The sequence below is a fragment of the Micromonospora sp. URMC 107 genome, from assembly GCF_051386315.1.
GTDB lineage: Bacteria > Actinomycetota > Actinomycetes > Mycobacteriales > Micromonosporaceae > Micromonospora.
In genome coordinates, this window is sequence record NZ_JBPQTK010000001.1 from 120,873 (window position 1) to 139,890 (window position 19,018).

At 73.0% G+C, this 19,018-nt stretch carries 14 protein-coding genes; 6 read left to right on the forward strand and 8 right to left on the reverse strand.

Features of this window, described 5'->3' with window-relative positions; translation table 11 throughout:
- Nucleotides 1–14: 14 nt before the first annotated feature.
- Nucleotides 15–1,913, reverse strand: coding sequence for an MBL fold metallo-hydrolase (locus tag ACSNN9_RS00480; RefSeq protein ID WP_436670629.1), 1,899 nt, complete (start codon nucleotides 1,911–1,913; stop codon nucleotides 15–17).
- 103 nt (nucleotides 1,914–2,016) lie between these two features.
- Between ACSNN9_RS00480 and ACSNN9_RS00485 the strand changes: the two genes are divergently transcribed.
- Nucleotides 2,017–4,083, forward strand: coding sequence for a beta-N-acetylglucosaminidase domain-containing protein (locus ACSNN9_RS00485; RefSeq protein ID WP_436670630.1), 2,067 nt, complete (start codon nucleotides 2,017–2,019; stop codon nucleotides 4,081–4,083).
- Here ACSNN9_RS00485 and ACSNN9_RS00490 read toward each other — a convergent pair.
- The 6 genes from ACSNN9_RS00490 to ACSNN9_RS00515 all read right to left on the reverse strand — a co-directional run bounded on the left by ACSNN9_RS00490 (nucleotide 4,039) and on the right by ACSNN9_RS00515 (nucleotide 12,055).
- Nucleotides 4,039–5,577, reverse strand: coding sequence for an FAD-dependent oxidoreductase (locus ACSNN9_RS00490; protein ID WP_436670631.1), 1,539 nt, complete (start codon nucleotides 5,575–5,577; stop codon nucleotides 4,039–4,041). The two genes, ACSNN9_RS00485 and ACSNN9_RS00490, sit on opposite strands and share 45 nt — an antisense overlap.
- Nucleotides 5,574–7,415 (reverse strand): hypothetical protein, encoded by a 1,842-nt coding sequence (locus ACSNN9_RS00495; protein ID WP_436670632.1) that lies wholly within the window; start codon nucleotides 7,413–7,415, stop codon nucleotides 5,574–5,576. The genes ACSNN9_RS00490 and ACSNN9_RS00495 overlap by 4 nt, the downstream gene beginning before the upstream one ends.
- A gap of 69 nt (nucleotides 7,416–7,484) precedes the next feature.
- The gene (locus ACSNN9_RS00500; protein WP_436670633.1) at nucleotides 7,485–8,879 is read right to left on the reverse strand and encodes a GH1 family beta-glucosidase; all 1,395 of its coding nucleotides are present in this window, start codon (nucleotides 8,877–8,879) and stop codon (nucleotides 7,485–7,487) included.
- A gap of 28 nt (nucleotides 8,880–8,907) precedes the next feature.
- Nucleotides 8,908–9,606, reverse strand: a complete 699-nt coding sequence (locus tag ACSNN9_RS00505; RefSeq protein ID WP_436670634.1) for an aspartate/glutamate racemase family protein — start codon at nucleotides 9,604–9,606, stop codon at nucleotides 8,908–8,910.
- The gene (locus ACSNN9_RS00510) at nucleotides 9,591–10,496 is read right to left on the reverse strand and encodes a hypothetical protein (RefSeq protein WP_436670635.1); all 906 of its coding nucleotides are present in this window, start codon (nucleotides 10,494–10,496) and stop codon (nucleotides 9,591–9,593) included. Before ACSNN9_RS00510 ends, ACSNN9_RS00505 begins: the two co-directional genes overlap by 16 nt.
- Nucleotides 10,493–12,055 carry an FGGY-family carbohydrate kinase gene (locus tag ACSNN9_RS00515; protein ID WP_436670636.1) on the reverse strand — a complete coding sequence of 521 codons (1,563 nt, stop codon included), beginning with the start codon at nucleotides 12,053–12,055 and terminating at the stop codon, nucleotides 10,493–10,495. Before ACSNN9_RS00515 ends, ACSNN9_RS00510 begins: the two co-directional genes overlap by 4 nt.
- Nucleotides 12,056–12,143: 88 nt before the next feature.
- Between ACSNN9_RS00515 and ACSNN9_RS00520 the strand changes: the two genes are divergently transcribed.
- Nucleotides 12,144–12,962 (forward strand): DeoR/GlpR family DNA-binding transcription regulator, encoded by an 819-nt coding sequence (locus tag ACSNN9_RS00520; RefSeq protein ID WP_436670637.1) that lies wholly within the window; start codon nucleotides 12,144–12,146, stop codon nucleotides 12,960–12,962.
- Complete coding sequence (gene otnK / locus ACSNN9_RS00525) at nucleotides 12,959–14,272, forward strand: 3-oxo-tetronate kinase (protein ID WP_436670638.1); 1,314 nt, start codon at nucleotides 12,959–12,961, stop codon at nucleotides 14,270–14,272. Before ACSNN9_RS00520 ends, otnK begins: the two co-directional genes overlap by 4 nt.
- A gap of 9 nt (nucleotides 14,273–14,281) precedes the next feature.
- Here the strand turns inward: otnK and ACSNN9_RS00530 are convergent, their stop codons facing one another.
- Nucleotides 14,282–14,614, reverse strand: a complete 333-nt coding sequence (locus ACSNN9_RS00530) for a hypothetical protein (protein WP_436670639.1) — start codon at nucleotides 14,612–14,614, stop codon at nucleotides 14,282–14,284.
- A gap of 115 nt (nucleotides 14,615–14,729) precedes the next feature.
- Here ACSNN9_RS00530 and ACSNN9_RS00535 point away from each other — a divergent pair, with 115 nt between their 5' ends.
- From ACSNN9_RS00535 to ACSNN9_RS00545, 3 genes are all read left to right on the forward strand, one after another.
- Nucleotides 14,730–15,818, forward strand: a complete 1,089-nt coding sequence (locus ACSNN9_RS00535; protein ID WP_436670640.1) for a type I-G CRISPR-associated protein, Cas3-extension family — start codon at nucleotides 14,730–14,732, stop codon at nucleotides 15,816–15,818.
- 548 nt (nucleotides 15,819–16,366) lie between these two features.
- Nucleotides 16,367–16,753 (forward strand): SCP2 sterol-binding domain-containing protein, encoded by a 387-nt coding sequence (locus ACSNN9_RS00540; RefSeq protein WP_436670641.1) that lies wholly within the window; start codon nucleotides 16,367–16,369, stop codon nucleotides 16,751–16,753.
- Nucleotides 16,750–18,816, forward strand: a complete 2,067-nt coding sequence (locus tag ACSNN9_RS00545) for an amylo-alpha-1,6-glucosidase (RefSeq protein WP_436670642.1) — start codon at nucleotides 16,750–16,752, stop codon at nucleotides 18,814–18,816. Before ACSNN9_RS00540 ends, ACSNN9_RS00545 begins: the two co-directional genes overlap by 4 nt.
- Nucleotides 18,817–19,018 lie beyond the last annotated feature (202 nt).

Genomic DNA, 19,018 nt, shown 5'->3' on the forward strand with positions numbered 1-19,018 from the left:
CTGTCCAGCTTCCGTCACGTCGACCCAGCTTCTGTCACGTCCACCAGCGCCTCCGCGTGCTGACCCAGGTGGAGATCGCCGATGCTCACATCGGCGGCCATCCGGGCCCGCCGCCGCGCCGGCCCTGTCATCGTCACCTCGACCTCGATCTCCCCACGCCCGAGCGGGGGCAACGAGATCGTCGCGACGTCCGGCACAGCGACCCAGCCTACCGGCAGCACAAGACATACCACGGCTTTCTCGACGGAGGGTCGTGGGTTGCTCACGCTGACGACGAAGCGGGCGACCGTGCCAGTCTGCGCCCGCGAGTAGTACGGCGCAATTCGGGCGAGTACGCCGTCCGCGACGACCTCGCACTCGTCCAGCGGCAGCAGGTCCCGGTGGATCCGGACGAGTTCGTCGCCGGCCTCGGTCAACAGCTCCAGGTAGTCGTCGGTGACCCACCGCGGCGACCAGTGCCCGGAGACCATCAGCCCCGGGCCGACCCGGCGGTACAGGTCGGCGCTCGCCCGGTAGTCGCCGATGCGGAAGCGGTTGCGGTACTGGTAGTTCAGGACCTCGCGGGGGCCGCCCCGCACTCCCGCGCCGACCTGCTGGTCGCTGGTGACCAGGACGGTCACTCCGTCCACCACGAACTCGTACGCCGCCGCGTACAGGGTGTGGCCGGGCAGTTCGTGGACCATGATCTCGTACTCGTGCCAGGTGAAGCTCTCGCCCAGCGGCAGCCGCCGGTCCACGGGGATCGGGTCGTACCAGGTGCACGGCAGGTCCTGGACCATGGGCTGCTCGAGGATCCCGGCCACGTTCTCCGGCGCCCAGATCTCGGTGCCCGCCACGTCCCGCAGCAGGTTCATGCCGGCCACGTGGTCGTCGTGGTAGTGGGTCGGCAGGGCCACCTCGATCGACGTGACACCGTGGTTGCGGCGCAGCGCCGGCAGGGAGGCCAGCCACGGGCGGCGCGACGCCCGGTCGGTGCCCGACGGCAGGCCCGTGGTCATGTCGTAGCCGTAGTCGATCACGAGCGCCGCGCCCGTCTGCGACAGCAGGACGTAGCTGCACGAGTTGCTGGTCCGGTTCAACAACAGGTGTTCGGTGAGCGCGGTGAACGGGTTGTCCAGCCGGTCCCGCAGGTCCCAGGGGTACGGGCGGCGCGAGTCGACGTACTGGCCCATCCGGGTGGCGAGCAGGCCCAGGGCCACCCGCGGCTCGTCCATCGCCTCGCCGTGCGAGGGCAGCAGCAGGTCGAGGTCGCGCTCCATGAGCTGGTAGCAGCTCAGCACCGTCATCGCCGGGCCCTCGTTGTCGGTGTACGACCACTGCGTGGCGGCCAGCGACCAAACCTTGCCCGGGGCGTAGATCAGGTCGCCGGTGAACGCGAGGCGACGGCCGTCGCGCTCGACGAGATAGGTCACCGATCCGGTGGTGTGGCCGGGTGTGGGCAGCACCTCGACGGTGGTCCCGGCGTACGCGCGCCGCCGGTACTCGGGCACCACGTCGTGCACCGGTACCGACTCGAGCAGCGAGAACCTGTCCTGCCGCAGGTTGTAGTCGTTGTGGAGGGTGCGCGCCTGCCACATCCCCTCCACGTCGGCGAACAGGTCCCGCTCGACCGGCGGCACGTGGATCCGGATGCCCGCAGCCACCGCCCGGGGCAGGCCCTGCCCCTGGTCGCGGTGATGGTGGGTCATCAGGACGTCCGTGATCCGGTCTATCCCCATCTCGGCCAGGTGGTCGAGTGCGAGACCGGAGCCGAAGTCGATGGCGAAGGCGGTGCGCGGGGCCGGGGCGCCGCCCGGGCCGGTCACGCCGTCCGGTCCCGCCGACCCTTCCGGCGAGCGCACCACGTAGACGTTGCAGGTGTCCCTTACCCGGAAGATGCCGGGCGCAATCTCCGATACGCGCGACGCGGTCATGTGCGGCATGGTATCGATCCCATGTACCGCGCGGAAGAACCAGTTTTCGCATCAAGACAAGGCTTGGTTCATAAGGGAACAGCCTGCTGATAACGTTCCCAGAATGTCGGCTCTCATCCCGTCTCCGGCTGGTCAACCACCCCCCGCCCTGTCCACCCGCGGCACCGTCGAGGGTTTCTACGGGCCGCCCTGGTCGCACGCCGAGCGCATGGCGCACCTGGAGTTCTCCGCCCGCATCGGCCTCAACGCGTACGTCTACGCCCCGAAGAACGACCCCTACCACCGGGCCCGCTGGCGGCACCGCTACCCGGCGCCCGACCTCGCCCGGCTCGCCGAGCTCGCGGCGGCCGCCCGTGTGCTGGACATCCGCTTCACGTACGCGATCAGCCCCGGCCTCTCGATGCGGTTCGCCGAGGAGGTGGACTACCGGGCGCTCGCCGAGAAGGCCGCCCAGTTGTACGACGCCGGAGTGACCTCGTTCGCCCTGTTCTTCGACGACGTACCGGCCGAACTGACCCGGCCCGAGGAGGTGGACCGCTGGCCCGGCGCCGGGGCGGCCGGCGCCGCGCACGGCGAGACGTGCACCCGGTTCGTGGCGGAGTTCCTCACGCCCCGCGGCATCCGGGAGCCGCTGCTGGTCTGCCCCACGGACTACGCCGGGGTCGAGGAGACCCCGTACCGCCGGCGGTTCGCCGCGACCGCCCCACCCGACGTGACGGTGGCCTGGACCGGGCACGACATCGTGGTGGGCGAGATCAGCCGGTCGGACATCGACAAGGCCTCGGCCAGCTACCGGCGCCGCCTGGTGCTGTGGGACAACTTCCCGGTCAACGACTTCGAGCCGAGTCGGCTCTTCCTCGGTCCGCTCACCGGCCGTACCACCGAGCTGGCCGGCTCGCCGCTGGCCGGGGTGCTCACCAACCCGATGATCCAGGCCGTGCCGTCCCGGATTCCGTTGATGTCGGTGGCCGACTGGGCCCGCGACCCGGGCGGCTACGACCCGGCGACGTCGGCCCGGCGTGCGCTGGCCACGGTGGCCGGAGCCGGAGCGGAGCACCTGGCGCCGCTGATCCGGGTCTGCGGCTCCTGGCCGCCGAGCGCTGAACCGGACGCCGAGCTGGTCCGGGCGGTGGGCGACACCCTCGCCGGGCGGCCGGGCGCCGCCGACGTGCTGACCGGGCGCCTCACCGGGTTGGCCCGGGCGTGCCGCGCGGCGGCCGAGCCGGAACCGCTGGTGGCGGCCCTGCGCCCCTGGCTCGTCGCGGGCGCCGACATGGCGGCGGCGGGACTGGCGGCCGTCCGCCTGCTGGACACCGGGACCACCGACGCGGGCGAGGAGACCCGGCGGGCCCTGGCGCGGGCCGAGAGCCACTACGCCGACGTCCTGCGCTCGGTCGTTCCGCCGTTCGTGCGGGAGGTACTGGACCGCACCGGCCAGGCGCAGCCGGCGCTGCCCGGACAGGCGCAGCGGGACGCCGCCGGCCGGGCCGCTCGCGCCGACGGCCGGCCGGTGGCACTGCTGGTCACCGGCGAGCGCCGGACCGCCGGGGACGAGGCCTTCACCGCGCTGCTCGGCGAACGGGGATACGCGGTGTGCCGGCATCACGCGCCGGGCCCCGACGAGGTCGCGGCGGCGTCGCTCGTCGTCGTCACCCGGGGCGCCGACGGACCGGCGATCGAGGCGGTCGCCCGCGCCGACGCACCGCTGCTGGCGTGGCACGGCCTCGTCCCGCTCGGGCTCGCCCGGCACAGCGAGGTGCTGCTCGCCCGCGACCGGGTGCGGATCGTGGACCCCGCCGACCCCGGCGCCGCCGGGCTCGACGACGTGGTCCCGGTCTACCGGGGACCGGCCAAGCTGACGGTGGCCGAGGTCGGGCCGGACGCGCAGATCGTGGCGCTGGTCGTGGACGAGAACCGCCCGGCCCTGTTCCGCTACCCGCGGGGTGCCGGACTGCCGGACGGGACCAGCGCACCCGCGCCGCGGGTCGGCGTGTTCCTGGGAGCGGACGGCCTGGCGCCGTGGCTGATGACCGCCGAGGGGAGGGCGCTGGTCGTGGCCGCGCTGGACGCCTGCGCGGCCCGGAACCGTCCCGTGTCCGCCGCGGGGGAGCAGCCGGGCGGGACGTCACAGCCCGAGGATCTGCCCCGCGTCCCGGAGGTGTCGCTGTAGCAGCCGGACGTCCACCGACTGCACGGGACGGCCGTCGCGCAGCGCCAGCGCGGCGGCCAACCCGGCGGCGTGCCCCAGCATCTGGTACTGCACCTCCATCCGGATCGACGAGAACGCCACGTGCGAGGCGGAGACGCAGACCGGGACGAGGAGGTTCAGGCAGTCGGCGTAGCGGGGCACGAGCGCGCGGTACGGGATCGGGTACGGCGGCACGGGGACCGACAGGTAGCCCTCGGTGAACACCATCGCCACCGGTCGGGGATGCTCGGGCACCCACCGCCAGGTCCGCTGCACCTCCCGGACGTCCAGGTGGTACGAGCCCAGGGCGATGACGTCGTGCTGCGGCCGGGCGCCGAGCAGGTCGTGCTCGGTGAGGACGTACTCACCGCGCATCCGGCGCGCCTCCCGGACGTAGAGCTGGTGCGGCAGGTGCCCGGTGTCGGGGAACTCGTCGGCCGGCAGGCCCCAGCGCCCCAGCTCCCGCCGTACGCCCGCCGGGACGGCCGGGTCGTGGGACAGGAACCAGAGCAGGTCCCGGGTGTGGTGCAGGTGGCGCAGCCGCAGTTCCTCCCGCCGCACGGGGTCGGCGTCGGGATACTCCCAGGCCGAGCCGTCGAGGACGTTGAGCGAGAACGGCCCGAGCGAGTTGCCGTCGCACTTGCCGTTCGGCAGGTTGGCCTCCAGCCCGAGCAGTGCCCCGGCCGTCGGCTCGAAACCCTGGCGGCGCCAGTGGTGGAACAGGCGGCGGCCGAGTTCCCAGTGGGCCTCGTCGTAGCCGTCGCGGCGGGAGAACGGGATCCGGTCGGCGTCGGTGGTGAGGCAGACCCGGTAGCCGTACGCCATGACGCCGCCGTCGCCCGAGCCGACCGGGGCCAGCGGGCCGGTACGCAGCTGTGGCAGCACGGGGCCCTCGCGGTGACCCGCCGGATCGTCCCGGAACGGCGAGATGAACGGCGGCATGGTGTGCCGGCCGGGCAACAGTTCCTGGCGTCCCGCCCAGCGCTCCCCGTACGACGTGCGGTCCTCCCGACCCACGGCGTACGGGACCCCGGCGAGCGCGAGGAGGTCGCCCTCGTAGCTCGCGTCGACGAAGACACCGCCGGCGAACGTCCGGCCGTCGCCGGTGGCCACCTCGACGATCCGGCCGTCCCGCAGCCGCGCCGAGCGGACCTCGCCGTCGGTGACCAGCCGGATCCTCGGGTGGTCGAGCCAGCGTCCGAAGATCGCCTCGGCGACCCGCGGCTCGGGGCCCGCGTAGCGGCCCACGGGCACGCCGTAGTGCTCCGCGACCTCCCGCCGGAACCGGGCGGCCGGGCCGCCCAGCACCCGCACGTCACCGACGTCCGTGTAGCCGAGCCCGCCGGAGGTCATCCCCCCGACGTGCCGGCCCGGTTCGAGGAGCAGGACGTCGGCGCCCGCGTCCGCGGCCGCCACGGCCGCGCACACGCCGGCCGAGGTGGCGGCGTACACGACCACCTCGGCCGGCGTGGTCATCCGACCTCCACCGGTCGGGGCGCGGTCGCCGCCGAAGCGCCGCCGGCCGCCTCCTGCCCGGCCCGGTAGTCCTGCCAGGTTCGGGCCACCAGCGCGAGGTCGTCCCCGGTCAGATCCTCGGCGGATCGGTCGATGCGTTCGGCGTAGTAGAGCGCCGGCACGCCGAGCCGGCGCTGCGCCTCGACGTACGCGCGCCACTCCGCCCGGTCCGCGATCGGCCACTGGTCGGTGTCGACGAGATGGCCGGGCATCGTCGCCGCGACCACGGCGTGCCGGAAGGCGAGCTGGTCGACGGCCGGGACGGCCCCGCCGGCCGGATCGCGTTCGAGGATGTCGTTCAGGCGGATCATGTCGCAGACGTCACCGAAGCCGGGATGCGGCGTGTGGGTGACGACGAGAGCGTCCGGCTTGACCGCCTTCGCCGCCCGGTACAGCGTCTCCAGCATCCGGTGCAGCGCCGCGACTCCCCACGGGGCGTCGGCCGGGGCTCCCGGTCGCCGCAGCCCCCGGCCGGCCGGGGCGCGCTGGGTAAAATCGATCTTGAAGCCGTCCGCGTCCAGGCCGTCCGGGCCGAGCAGCCTGGTCACGATCCCGGCCAGCCGGTCGAGGTACGCGGGGCTGCCGGGGTCGACGGCGACCGGCCGCCCGCCCGGGTCGGTCACGCATTCCGCCGCCGGCAGGCCGGTCGGGTCCCACGCCTTCCACCAGAGCAGCACCCGCTGGCCGGCGGCGTGCCGCTGGTCGATCCAGGACCGCAGGTCGGGCCAGCGGGCCGGGTCCGGCTCGGCGGTACCGTACGCCGACTGCCAGCGGTCGTCGATCACCACCGTGCCCGGGACGACGCCGTGCTCCGCGAGCCGGCCGAGCCAGCCGTCGTACCGGTCCTGACGGGCCAGGTCGAAGGCGATCGGCAGGCCGTCCGGCACCAGCGCCGGTCCGAGTTCCGACAGGTGGTACGGGTACGACATCGGCTGGCCCGGGATGGGCGCGGCGGCGCACTGCGCGCCCCAGCCGCAGAAGATCGGCTCGGTCCACCAACCGGCCCGGGGCACGACCGGAGCGGCGGGCGCGAAGCGGCGCTGCACCAGGTCCGCCCGGTACGTCGCCAGCCCCTGCCACGGGTCGGCCGCCGGCCGGAGCACGATGGTGGGGCTCTCGAACGCCCCGTCGACGTGGGTGTGCCCGTCGTAGTCGAGTTCCAGCAGGAAGCCGCCGTCCAGCGGGACGTACCTCAGCTCGGTGAAGCGCAGGTCGGCGACGTGGCCCAGCACTCCCGCGGTGAGCCAGCCACCGCCGGGGACGTGCGTGGCGTGCGCGGCGGGTTCCCGCCCGAACGCCAGGAACAGCGGCGGCGGGGAGAAGACGGCGTGCAGCCGCCCGGCCGAGGCGTCGCCGACGATCCCGAGGGCGGCGCCGGCGGAGGCCGGGCGCACCACCTGGACCGGCTCGGTGGGGGTGGGGTTGAACACCGAGGCGAAGTCGGTCGAGGAGCGGAAGGTGCCGCACGCCCCGCTCGGCAGGACCGCCCGGCCGCCCAGCAGCCGGACGTCGCCGAGCGTGCCGGAGCCGGTGACGCCGACCGACGTCTCGATCCGGTCGGCGAAGCAGCGCAGCCGGACCGACTTGGCCGTCCACGCGGTGCTACGGCAGGCCAGTTCCACCTCGACGACGTCCTCGCCGTCGCACTGCCCGGCGGAGACCACCGGCTCGTCGAAGTCGTACGACTCGTCCGCCAGGTCGGCCCGGTCCACCGAGGCCAGCAGGCTCAGCCGGGACCAGATCCGGCCGTCCGCGTCGGCCAGGACGGCGAGCCGCTGCGGGCCGCGTACCTGCAACACGTAGCCGGCAGCCGTGACGGTGTGGGTGCCGGGCCCAGAGGTGAGCTTGATGGGAGTTCTCCTTCGATGTCAGCCGAACGGCGGCACGGTGGGGCGGGTGTCGGGAAGCTGGCCGGTGGCGGCGATGCGGGCGTACACCCGGCCGGAGTCCTTCACGGTCAGCCGGCCGGTGGGGTAGTCCACGTGCACCAGGCCGAAGCGGGGGCGGTAGCCGAGCGCCCACTCGAAGTTGTCCAGCAGCGACCAGTGCAGGTAGCCCACCACCTCCGCGCCGGCGTCGACGGCCTGGCCCACCGCCCGCAGGTGGCCGAGCAGGAAGTCGATGCGCCGCTGGTCGTGCACCAGCCCGTCGTGGGTGGGGGTGTCGCCGTACACCGCCCCGTTCTCCGTGATCATCAGCGGGACCCCGGGGTGCTCGCGGTGCAACCGGACCAGCAGGTCACGGAGGCTGTCCGGGGCCACCTCCCAGCCCTCGTCGGTGCGGGTCACGTCACCGGAGGGACCCACCACGCGCCACGGGAAGGGCCGCCCGGGTCCGGTCGGCGCCGCGGCCATGACGCGGCGGGTGTAGTAGTTGACGCCCAGGAAGTCGCTGCGCCCGCCGATCAGCGCGGCGTCGCCGGGCCGGATGATGTCGTCCAGGCCGCCGCCCAGGGCCCGTTCGTAGTGCGCCCACATGTCGGCCGGGTAGCCGTCGCCGAGCAGGGGGCCGAGGTACCACCGGTTCACGTAGCCGTCCGAGCCTTGGGCGGCGGCGAGGTCGGCCGGGTCGTCACTGGCCGGGTCGCACGGGAACAGGCTCAGCGCGCAGCCGACCCGCGCCTGCGGCGCGCGGGCGTGGATCACGTCGGCGCCCGCGCCGTGTCCGAGCAGGACGTGGTGACCGGCCGCGACCGACGAGCGCAGGTCCCGGACGCCGGGGGCGTGCAGGCCGAGCTGGTAGCCCAGCAGCGCGATGATCCACGGCTCGTTCTGGGTGATCCACCAGCGCACCCGGTCGCCGAGCCGGTCGGCCACCGCCGCCGCGAACTCGGCGAAGGCGTCCACGCTGGAGCGGCCCACCCAGCCGCCGTCGGCCATCAGCGCCTGCGGCATGTCCCAGTGGTTGAGCGTGAGGACCGGCGTCACGTCGCGGGCGAGCAGCGCGTCGACGAAGCGCTCGTAGTGGTCCAGGCCGCGCGGCTCGATCCGGCCGCGGCCCTGCGGCAGGATCCGGGACCAGGAGACCGAGAACCGGTACGCGCCCAGGCCGAGCCGGGCGACCAGCTCCACGTCGCGGTCCCACCGCCGGTACGAGTCGCAGGCCCGCGAGCCGTCGCCGCCGCCCTCGATGGCGCCCGGCCGCGCGGCGAAGGTGTCCCACACCGAGGGGCCCCGCCCGTCGGTGTCGAGGCTGCCCTCGATCTGGTACGCCGAGGTCGCCGCGCCCCAGAGGAAGCCGGGCGGGAAGCGGTGTGTCGTCATCGGTCACTTCCTCGGGAACGCTGCCGGATCAGTCCGGCCGGTCGGACAGGACACGCAGCAGCGCGGCCACGCCGCCGTGCGGCGAACTGAGCACCGGCACCGGAACGTCGGCCAGCGCCGCGGCGCGGGCCATGGAGGCCTGGGCCAGCACGACCACGTCCGCGTCGGCTGCGGCGCGGGCGACGGCCGCCGCGACGAGGCTGTCCACGCGTTCCCGGTCGCCGCGGTCCTGCGCCTCGGCGGCGTCCGCCACCAGTTCCGCGGTCACCTCCACGGGCCGGCCGGCGCTGCGGGCCGCCCGCTCGACGAGCCGTCCGGTCGGCCCGAGCGTGGTCGGGAGGGTGGCGAGCACGCGGATGCGTCCCCGCGCCCCGGGTCCGGCGGCGGCGACGACGGCCTCGTCGGCCATCGCCGCGTCCACCCGGACGACCGGAACGCGCAGCCGCCCGGCCGCCGCCTCCGCCGCCTCGCCGATGGAGGAGCAGGTGACCAGGACGGCGTCGGCCCCGACCGACTCCAGGTTGCGCAGGTGCGCGAGTACGGTGTCCCGGACGGCCGGCGTGACGCCCTCGCGGCGTGCGGTGTCCAGCAGCCAGGCGTCGGCGACGTGGATCCGGCGGGGCTTCGCGGTCGAGGCGCGCAGGAGGTCGTCGAACGTCGCGGCCAGCGCGGGAACGGTGTGCAGCAGGCCGACCGTGCCCGGCTCGGCGGTCATGCCTTCCGCCACGGCGTCGCCTCCCGGTCGACCACCTCGACGAGCCGTTCGAGGCGGGGCACGGAGACCTCGGCCAGTGCCCGGTCCACGTCGGGGCGGCCCACCACGTCGCTCCACAGCGCCCGGCCGGCGAGGAAACCGCTGGCACCGCCCTGGCAGGCGGCCCGTACCGCGCCGAGGAAGTCGTCGCGGTGGACGCCCTGGGACAGCACCACCCAGGGTCCGGTGACGGCGGAGCCGAGGTCCTCGCACGCCCGCCGGAGTTCGCCGGTCGTGCCCCGGCCCTGCCGGGGCACCTGCGCCTTGTAGAGGCTGGGACGCAGCGGGGAGAGTTCCCGGGCCGCCTCGAGGATCGCCGCGTCCTGGTCCCACCGGCCGGCGGACAGCTCCTCGGGGGTCGCCCGGACCACCGGCTCCAGCACCGAGAGCACGTCGCGCTCGGCGGCCAGGCCGATGAACCGCCGGGCGAGTTCGACGCGCTGCTCGCGGCGCGCGTCGCGGCGCCAGAGCAGCAGGAGCTTGATCGCCCGTACGCCGGTGAGGTCGAACTGCGGCGCGGCGACCACCTCGTCGAGCCCGGTGTCCTCGACCGGCTGGCCGGGCTCCTGGTCGAGGGCGTCGGCCGCGAGGATCAGCCCGCACCCGGCGGGCAGCAACCCGTCGCGGCGGATCTCATCGAGGCCGGTCGTCCGGTCGATGAGGAAACCGGAGGCCAGCGGGCCGAGCGCGCGGGCCACCGCGGTCTTGAAGGCGACCATCCCGTCGTGGTCCGGCCGGCCGGCGCCCGCCTCGGCGAACATCGTCCGCAGGCTCTCCCGCTGGTCCATCGCCACCATCGCGAACCCGCCCGCCGGCCGCGCGATGGCGTCCAGGGTGGGCGTCGCTCTTTCCGATCCCGTCATCTGACCTCTTCTCCTCGCGGATCGTCGTCGGCCGCCTCGGCGCCGGTCGCGGCCGTCACGAACCTGGCGAACGGCTCGTCGTAGTCCCGGCCCGCGCCCGCGACCGCCGGCCCGGGCCGCCAGGGCAGTGCCGGTGCCGCCGGCCCGGTCCGGTGCGCCCGGACGGCGGCGACGATCGCCGCGCCCGCGGCCACCGGCTCCGCCGCCGGCACCACCCGCAGCTCGCCGGGCAGGACGTGGGCCTTGACCCGGACCCAGGCGGGGTTGGCCGCGCCGGCCCCGCCGAACATGGTCACCGCCGGATCCGGTGGCCCGCCGGCGAGCCGGGCCTGCTCGTGCAGCATCCACCGGGTCTGCAGGCAGAGCCCTTCGAACATCGCGCGGGCCAGCTCGGCCGGCGTGTGCGTGGGGCGCCGCCCGAGGATCCGCAGCCGGGCCCGGGGGTCGGGCGCCGGGGCCTGCCGCCCGGACAGGTACGGCAGGACGATCACGTCGGTGGGCCGGTCACCGCCGCCGAGCACCTGGGCCGAGAGTTCGGCAGCCGGGACGCCGCCCGACTCGTGGGCCAGCCACCAGGCGACGGTGGCCCCGGCGCTCGGCGAGCCGGCGAGGATCGCCCGATGCCGGCCGGCCACCGGGACGACCGTGCTCATTCCCGCCCGGGCCACCGCCACCGGGTCGGGGCAGCCGGCGACGACGGAGAGCACCGCCTCGGCCGTACCGAGCGAGTCCGCGACGTCGCCCGGCTCCCGCACCCCACAGGCGTACGCGCCGACGGCGTGGTCGTGGCCCGCCACCACCACCGGTGTCCCGGCCCGCAGCCCGGCGCCCACGAAGGCCGGGTCCCGGACGGTGGCGGCGAACGTGTCCGGTGGCACGACGGGCGGCAGCTGTTCCGGTCGCAGGCCCACCTCGGCCAGCAGGTCGGTGTCGAAGGCCCCCGGCACCGGCTGGCCGGGGTCGGGCAGCCGGTACGCCATGGTCCGCCCGGCCAGCGTGTGGTCGGTCGTCAGGCGGCCGGTGAGCAGCAGGCAGACGAGGTCCGCCGCGCCCGCCCAGGAGGCCATGGCCCGCCACTCGGTTGGCCGGTTGGCCCGCAGCCACGCCCAGTTGGCCAGCGGAACCTTGGCGCTGGGTCGTACCCCCGTCGCCCGGACGAGGTGCGCCCAGCCGAGCCGGCGGGACAGCTCGTCCGCCTCGGGTCCGGCGCGGTGGCCGTCCCAGCGCAGCCAGGGACCGAGTGGCCTTCCGGTCGCGTCGAGCGGCACGCCGGTCTCGGCCATCGAGGCGATGCCCACGGCGTCCGGCGCCGGCGACCCGTCCAGCACCTGGCGGAGCAGGCCGACCAGTACGGGCCGCACCGAGTCGGGCGGGGGAGTGGGGGCGGTGGCGACGGCGCGTACCCGGACGGCGGAGCCATCGATCGCCACCAGGGCCACCTTGGTGTTGGTGGTCCCCACGTCGATGCCCACGCTCAGGCAGGCCCCGCCCGAGGGACCGCGCCGCGTCTCCCGCGGGTCGGCCTCGGCCGCGTCGGCTGGACGCGTGGCGCCATTCACCGGCCCATTCTGTTCGGTTCCGAACGAACGGGTCAAGGTCGATGTTCGACGATTGACAAAGTGGGGGGAGTCGCACTTGGATGGGCCGGTGCGCTACACGCAGGCCCCCGAGCGGCGTCGCGAACTCCTGCGTCGGGTGGCCGAAGCCGGCTACGTCTCCTCGACCGACGCCGCGGCCGAGCTGGGCGTCTCGGAGATGACCATCCGCCGTGACCTGCGGCAGTTGGCCGTCCAGGGACTGGTGAACCGGGTCGCCGGCGGCGCGAGCGCACCCGTGCCCGCGTCCGGCGCGCCGTTCGAACAGCGCCGGGGCGCCGCGACGGCGGAGAAGGAGGCTGTCGCCCGGGCCGCCGTACCGCTCGTACCGGCGGGCGTGGTGGTGGCCCTCGACGCCGGCACCACGGTCGCGGCCCTCGCGGCCCTGCTGCCCGGTGGCCTCACCGTCGTCACCCACTCGGTGCCGGTGATCCTGGCGTGCACCGGCCGCGAGGACCTCGAACTGATCTCCCTCGGCGGTGCCTACCACCGCGCGACCCGCTCCTTCACCGGGCCGATCACCCGGACCAGCCTGGAGGACCTGGCGGTGGACGTGGCCGTGCTCTCCGCGACGGCGGCCGGGCCGACGGGCGTCTACTCCGCGAACGCCGCGGACGCCGAGATCAAGCGGGCCATGGCCCGCATCGCCCGCCGGGTGGTCCTGCTGCTCGACCACGGCAAGCTGTCGGCGCACGCCCCGATGCGCTTCCTGGACCTGGCGGCGGTGGACACGGTCGTCGTCGACGCGGGAGCGGACGCCAACCAGCTCGGGCTGCTGCGGGGGGCCTGCCGGGAGGTGGTGGTCGCGCCGCTGGACTCCGGCCCGGCGACCCGGCCGACAGTGGGCGCGACCCCGGCGGTCACCCGGTGAGCGGGCCCTGGCTCGGTGCCGTGGCGGACGACCTCACCGGGGCCTGCGACCTCGCGGACGCGGTGAGCGAGGCGGGCGGGTCAGCGGTCGTGGTGGTGGGCCTCCCCACGGCGCCGCCGCCCGCCTGCGACTGCGTGGTCGTGGCGCTGAAGTCCCGGACCGCGCCGGGCGCCCGGGCCGTCGCGGAGTCACTCGCCGCGGCGCGGTGGCTGCGCGACGCCGGCTGCACCACGCTCTATCAGAAGTACTGCTCGACGTTCGACTCCACCGACGAGGGCAACATCGGCCCGGTGGCGGACGCCCTGCTCGACCTGGTCGGGGGCGCCGACACCATCGCCGTGGGCACGCCGGCCACGCCGCGCGTGGGCCGTACGGTCTATCAGGGGCACCTCTTCGTCGGCCGGCAGTTGCTGTCCGAGTCGCCGCTGCGCGACCATCCGCTCACCCCCATGCGGGACCCCGATCTCGTGCGGGTGCTCAGCCGCCAGGCCGAGGGCAGGGTCGCGCTCGTCGACTGGGCCACGGTAGCCGCCGGCCCGGCCGCCGTGACCGCCGCGGTCGATTCGGCCCGCGGGGACGGCGCCCGGCACGTGATCGTCGACGCCCTCGCCGACAGCGACCTGGACACGCTGGCGACGGCGCTGCTGGTGACCCCGGGAGCCGGGCGACTGGTGGGCGGCGCCGCCGGGCTGGCGGCCGCGCTGGCGCGGGTGTCCAACACCGCGGCGGGGTCCCCGGTGGCGGGCGCCGGGCCGGGCGGCGCGGTCGCCGCGCGGGCCGTCCCGGTGGTGCCGGAGGGCCGGCGGTTGATCCTCTCCGGCAGCTGCTCCGCGCGTACCCGAGAACAGGTGGACGGCTTCTCCGGGCCCCGAATCACCCTGTCCCCGGTCGACCTCGACACCAGTTTCCCGGACACGGTGGACGCCGTGGCCGCCGCCGTGGCCCGGGCCTACCGGGACACGACCGGGCCCGTCCTGGTCACCTCCTCGGCCGACCCGGAACAGGTCGCGCGCTACGAGTCCCGGCTCGGCCCCGGGCGAGCCGCCGCGCTGCTGGAGGCGGCGACCGCGCAGATCGCCCGCCGCGCCGTGGACACCCTCGGCGTCCGCCGCCTGCTGGTGGCCGGCGGTGAGACGTCGGGGGCGGTGGTCCGGGCGCTCGATCTCGGCACGCTGCGGGTGGGACCGGCGGCCGGCCCCGGCCTGCCGTGGATGGTCCCCGAGAGTGGCCCCGCGCTCGCCCTGTTGCTCAAGTCGGGCAACTTCGGTGACCCGGACCTGTTCGACACCGCCTGGCGGCGCTGTCCCTGATGGTCGCGTTCAGTGCAGAGTCTCGTGCTGACGCGCCCAGTCCTCGGCTGACGCACGGCTGTCAGCAGGGGGAGAATCTCGCAGGCACCCAGAACACCGGGCGAAATGTGCCCCGCCTTCTTCCCACGCGTGCACCTGCCCGGGCTTCACCCAGTCGGGCGACCAATCCACTTCGAAGGCGTACAACAGTCCAGAGGTGACACCTTCCATCAGCCGTTCGATGGTGGCGTCGCTGAGACCCAGCTCCAACATGCAGTTCGTCACCTGGAGTTCGGTCCTGACGCTGTCCTCCAGCAGAGAGACCAGGCGAACCTCACGTGCGCTGTCGGTCTTCTTCCCCATGCGCACATCCTGCCGTGTCTCCCGACGCCTTGGGTCGGTGACTGTGCGGGCGCTTCAACGGTAGTGTTCGCGATCGGCGTCGACGGTGGCCCTACGTGGTGGGAGGTGGAGTGGCATGGCCACGCTGCATCGAGTGGATCTGCCCGGGCTGGTCGGTGACGAGCCCTTGGGCTTCCTCGCTGCTATCGGATTGATGGGGCAGCTGCTGGAGAACAGCTATCTGCACTGGGATCCAAGGGACCGGCATGCGGTCTTACATTGTCACAGCTACTCCAGCGTCGCAGACCTCGTCGCCATGCTGTGTAGACGGTTGGACGAAATCAAGCCGGGCCAGGCGATCCCGTTCAGCGCCGGCTTTCCCGTGCGGAGGCGGCGCGGCGCACCCGACCCTTTGCGTGTCCGCCCTGCCGAGTACCGCAAGCTGCTCGACCGCGTCGGCCGATCCCCCGGTGGGGCTTCTTGGCTCCAGGCGACGGTAACCGACCGAGCCACCGACACCGACGGCTTCTGTCTGGTGAACCCTCTCGTAGCCGTCCGCAGCAAGCAGACCATCGGTAGCTTCTGGTACTACCCCATGCTCGACGTGCGACGGGATCCGAAGCGGCTGATCACCGAGGCACTCACCGGCTGGCGTCGGGTCGAGGGCTCGGAAGGATGGCTGCTGGACCATCAGGCGACCTATTCCACCGATCCTGGCCTGCGTGGCCCGGGCGGCAGCATGGCAGTTCCCGGAGCCACCTGGTTGGCGACCTTGGCAATCAGTGAGTTCGGGTACCGCCGCCGCAACGGGATCGACAGTGGACCAGTGCTGCCGTCCGGTTGGTTCCGGGCTGGCAACCGAGACGTCTTCCTGTGGCCGCTGTGGACGGTCCCCGCCGGTTCCAACACGTTGAAGGCGGTGTGGAACGTGGGATGGGGCTACGACGGCTGGGAAATCACGTCAGCGGGCGACGGACAACTGGAGGTCCGGATCAGCAAGACCCACGGTGTGCCGGCCCCGAACTCGATTGACCACAACGTCGACCTCGGCATCTTCACGATGTGCGCTGCTGCCCGACCACCAGGTGCTGCCCTGACTCCGGTCCCTATCCGTACCCTCCACAAACCGACCGGCAACCCGGACAGGAAATACCCGGCGTGGAAAGGCTGGGACTGGAAGTACTCGGACGTCGGCGAGTATCCGGGCAAGTACGGCTGGGGATAGCCGAGCGACGAGAGGCAGCTGGGTGGCCGATCAGCCCTGCCCGACCGTCTGGGTTGCGCCCAGCTCCGGCCAGTTCATCGTGGCGCGCAAGTTCTCGTACGCGTTCAGCGTGCCGTTCGCTCGGACAGCCAGCACGTCGGAGCGCCCCACGCCGTTCAGGTGCCAGCGTTGCGCGGTCGGTACTCGGTCCGGGTAGCGGAAGCTCGCTGGTGGGAAAGGCAGTCGGACGCGGTTCGGGGTCGTCGACGACGTACGTGTCTATCCGCGGTACGGCTCCGGTCGGGCGCCGCCCGTCGCCGGACCGGGTTGGGCGTGCAGAACCTCGCGCGCCTGCTCGGCGGCGCGCACGATGCTCTCGAGCCGCGTGGCGGCCGGGGTGTGGGACCCGAGGATGGCGACGCCCTGCCGCGCGAGACGCCCAACATCCTTTCGTGCAGAGAGCCACCCCGGGAAGACCTCCGGAGTGATCTCACCCGTTTCGGGTGAGGTCCGGTCATCATCGGTACTCCTAATCTGCTCAGGACAGTGGACCGGCGAAGAGGTGGCGGATGGCCGATGTGATTGATGGGTTCCTTGAGCGGCTGAGTCGTAAAGAGATCCCGACGGTGCAGTTCATGCCGCCGACAGTACGTGGCACCGTCCGCCTCGATATCGAGGGCGACAAGCAGATTGAGCAGTGGTTTGTCACCCTGCGGAAGGGGCATGCCCACGTGGCGCGCGAGGGTCGGGAGCCGGAGGCGGTCATGCGTGGCAGCCGACCGGCGTTCGACCGGCTGGCCAGCGGCGAAGAGACCTTCGTGGCGTTGCTGTTCCGCAACGACATAGTCGTCGAGGGCAACATCCAGCTGGTGGACCGGTTCTCCCGACTCTTCCCCAGCCCCAGATCCGCGCGGCACCCGCGAGAGTTTGTTCGCGAGGAGAGGCGGAAGGAATGATCGAGAAAACCGTCAGCATCTTGGACGGTAACACCTTCATCGTCACAGACGAGCGGGGTGACGTGAGTCCCTCGCCCGCCTTTCCGACCGGGCTGTTTTATTTCGACACCCGATTCCTGTCGGTCTGGGTGCTCAGCATCAACGGGCAGCGGCTCAACGCCTTGTCGAGGGATGAGGTGCAGTACTTCGAGACGCACTTCTTTCTCGTGCCCGGCGAGCCGACGCACTACATCGACGCGAAGGTGTCTGTCATCCGCGAACAGTCGATCTCCGCGGACTTCGTCGAGCGCCTGACCGTCCTGAACCACGACATCAAGCCGGCCCGCTTCACGCTGCGATTGAACGTGGACAGCGATTTCGCCGACCTGTTCGAGGTCAAGGACGCGCGGGGGAAAAGTGGCACAACGTCAAAGGAAAGGGAAGACGGTCGCTTGCGCCTGTGCTACACGCGAGGCAAGTTCCGGCGGGAGACGGTCATTTCCAGCAGTGCGCCCGCGCGTGTCGACGAGGATGGGATGTGTTTCGACATCCAGCTCGAGCCGCGCGGGTCATGGCGCACCGAGCTGCGTGCACAGCCCATCATCCACGGGGCCCGGAACGAAGCCGGCGGAGGCGTCTGGGGCGCCCACCGCAAGAGGCGCCTTGGGCAACGGCTGCGGCCGGGTCTGGAGCGCTGGATTCAGAATGCGCCAACGCTGGCCTGCGATTACGAGCCCCTCCAGAGGGCGTACGAGCGGAGCCTCGTCGATCTGGCCGCCATGCGGTTCACCACGCTGTCCGGCGGAGCGCCGATCCCCACCGCCGGTCTGCCCTGGTTCATGACCATCTTCGGGCGGGACAGCATCTTCATCAGCCTGCAGGCTCTGCCGTTCGCGCCGCAGTTGGTTCCGCCGGTGCTGCGCCTGCTGGCCGCCCTGCAGGGCAGTCGACTCAACAACTTCCGGGAGGAGGAGCCGGGGAAGATCTCCCACGAACTCCGGTACGGGGAGTCCGCCGCGTTCGGGGAGCAGCCGCACAGCCCCTACTACGGGTCGGCGGACGCCACCCCGCTGTTCGTGATCCTGCTCGACGAGTACGAGCGGTGGACCGGGGACGTCAAGCTGGTGCGGTTTCTCGAGCACGAGGCCCGCGAGGCGTTGGACTGGATCGACGAGTACGGCGACCTGCTCGGCAACGGCTACATCTCCTACTGGCGGCGCAACAAGGTGCAGGGCTTGGAGAACCAGTGCTGGAAAGACTCCCCGGACTCGATCTCCTACCACGACGGCCGGCTTCCCCACCCGCCCCGCGCCACCTGTGAACTGCAGGGATACGCCTACGACGCGAAGATCCGCGGCGCCCGCCTGGCCCGCCGGTTCTGGAACGACCCGGCCTACGCCGAGCGGCTCGAACGCGAGGCCGCCGAACTCAGGGAACGGTTCAACCGCGACTTCTGGATTCCAGACCGGGAGTACTACGCGCTGGCGCTCGACCCGGACGGCAAGCCCGTCGACGCCCTCGCCTCCAACATTGGCCACCTGCTGTGGAGCGGCATCGTCGAACCCGCCCGGGCGAGGAAGGTCGCCCAACACCTACTTGGCCCCGCCATGTTCTCCGGGTGGGGCGTGCGCACCCTCGCCGACACCGAAGCCCGCTACAACCCCGTCGGCTACCACGTCGGCACCGTCTGGCCGTTCGACAACTCCATCATCGCCTGGGGTCTGTGGCGCTACGGCTTCCGGCATGAGGCGGCACGCGTCGCTGAGGCTGTCATCCAGGCGTCAACCTACTTCCAGGGCCGCCTCCCCGAGGCCTTCGCCGGCTATGACCGCGCGTTGACCAGCTATCCGGTCGAGTACCCGACCGCGTGCAGCCCGCAAGGCTGGTCCGCCGGAGCCCCTCTGCTGTTCCTCCGCACCATGCTCGGCCTCAACCCCCACGAGAATCACCTCGCGAGCGACCCCGTCCTGCCGTCTTCCATCAACCGCATCGAACTGTCCGACATCCCTGGGCGCTGGGGACGAGCCAACGCGTTCGGTCTCCGGGGCGGCCGGCACAAGCGGCAACACGTCCGACTCACCTGACCGCCGCCGTCGTGGCGGGGGTGGACAAGGCGTACGCGGCCGGCGATCGCGTTCCGACTTGTCGCATGGCCGGAGGTCGGGCGGGTGGACGGTCGCGACTCGGGGGACGTGCGCACACCCGGCCGCCCGGACCCCGCCCCACCGGATGGGCGACCAGGTCCACGTCGAAGGTGCGGGTTCAGCCGAGGCAAAACCTGATTCA

Bases quoted from the DNA above. Each gene is read 5' to 3' on its own strand.
- ACSNN9_RS00490 (WP_436670631.1), bottom strand. From the start codon at position 5,577: ATGACCACGCCGGCCGAGGTGGTCGTGTACGCCGCCACCTCGGCCGGC.
- ACSNN9_RS00500 (WP_436670633.1), bottom strand. From the start codon at position 8,879: ATGACGACACACCGCTTCCCGCCCGGCTTCCTCTGGGGCGCGGCGACC.
- ACSNN9_RS00485 (WP_436670630.1), top strand. From the start codon at position 2,017: ATGTCGGCTCTCATCCCGTCTCCGGCTGGTCAACCACCCCCCGCCCTG.
- ACSNN9_RS00480 (WP_436670629.1), bottom strand. From the start codon at position 1,913: ATGACCGCGTCGCGCGTATCGGAGATTGCGCCCGGCATCTTCCGGGTA.
- ACSNN9_RS00535 (WP_436670640.1), top strand. From the start codon at position 14,730: ATGGCCACGCTGCATCGAGTGGATCTGCCCGGGCTGGTCGGTGACGAG.
- ACSNN9_RS00540 (WP_436670641.1), top strand. From the start codon at position 16,367: ATGGCCGATGTGATTGATGGGTTCCTTGAGCGGCTGAGTCGTAAAGAG.
- ACSNN9_RS00530 (WP_436670639.1), bottom strand. From the start codon at position 14,614: ATGGGGAAGAAGACCGACAGCGCACGTGAGGTTCGCCTGGTCTCTCTG.
- ACSNN9_RS00545 (WP_436670642.1), top strand. From the start codon at position 16,750: ATGATCGAGAAAACCGTCAGCATCTTGGACGGTAACACCTTCATCGTC.
- ACSNN9_RS00510 (WP_436670635.1), bottom strand. From the start codon at position 10,496: ATGACGGGATCGGAAAGAGCGACGCCCACCCTGGACGCCATCGCGCGG.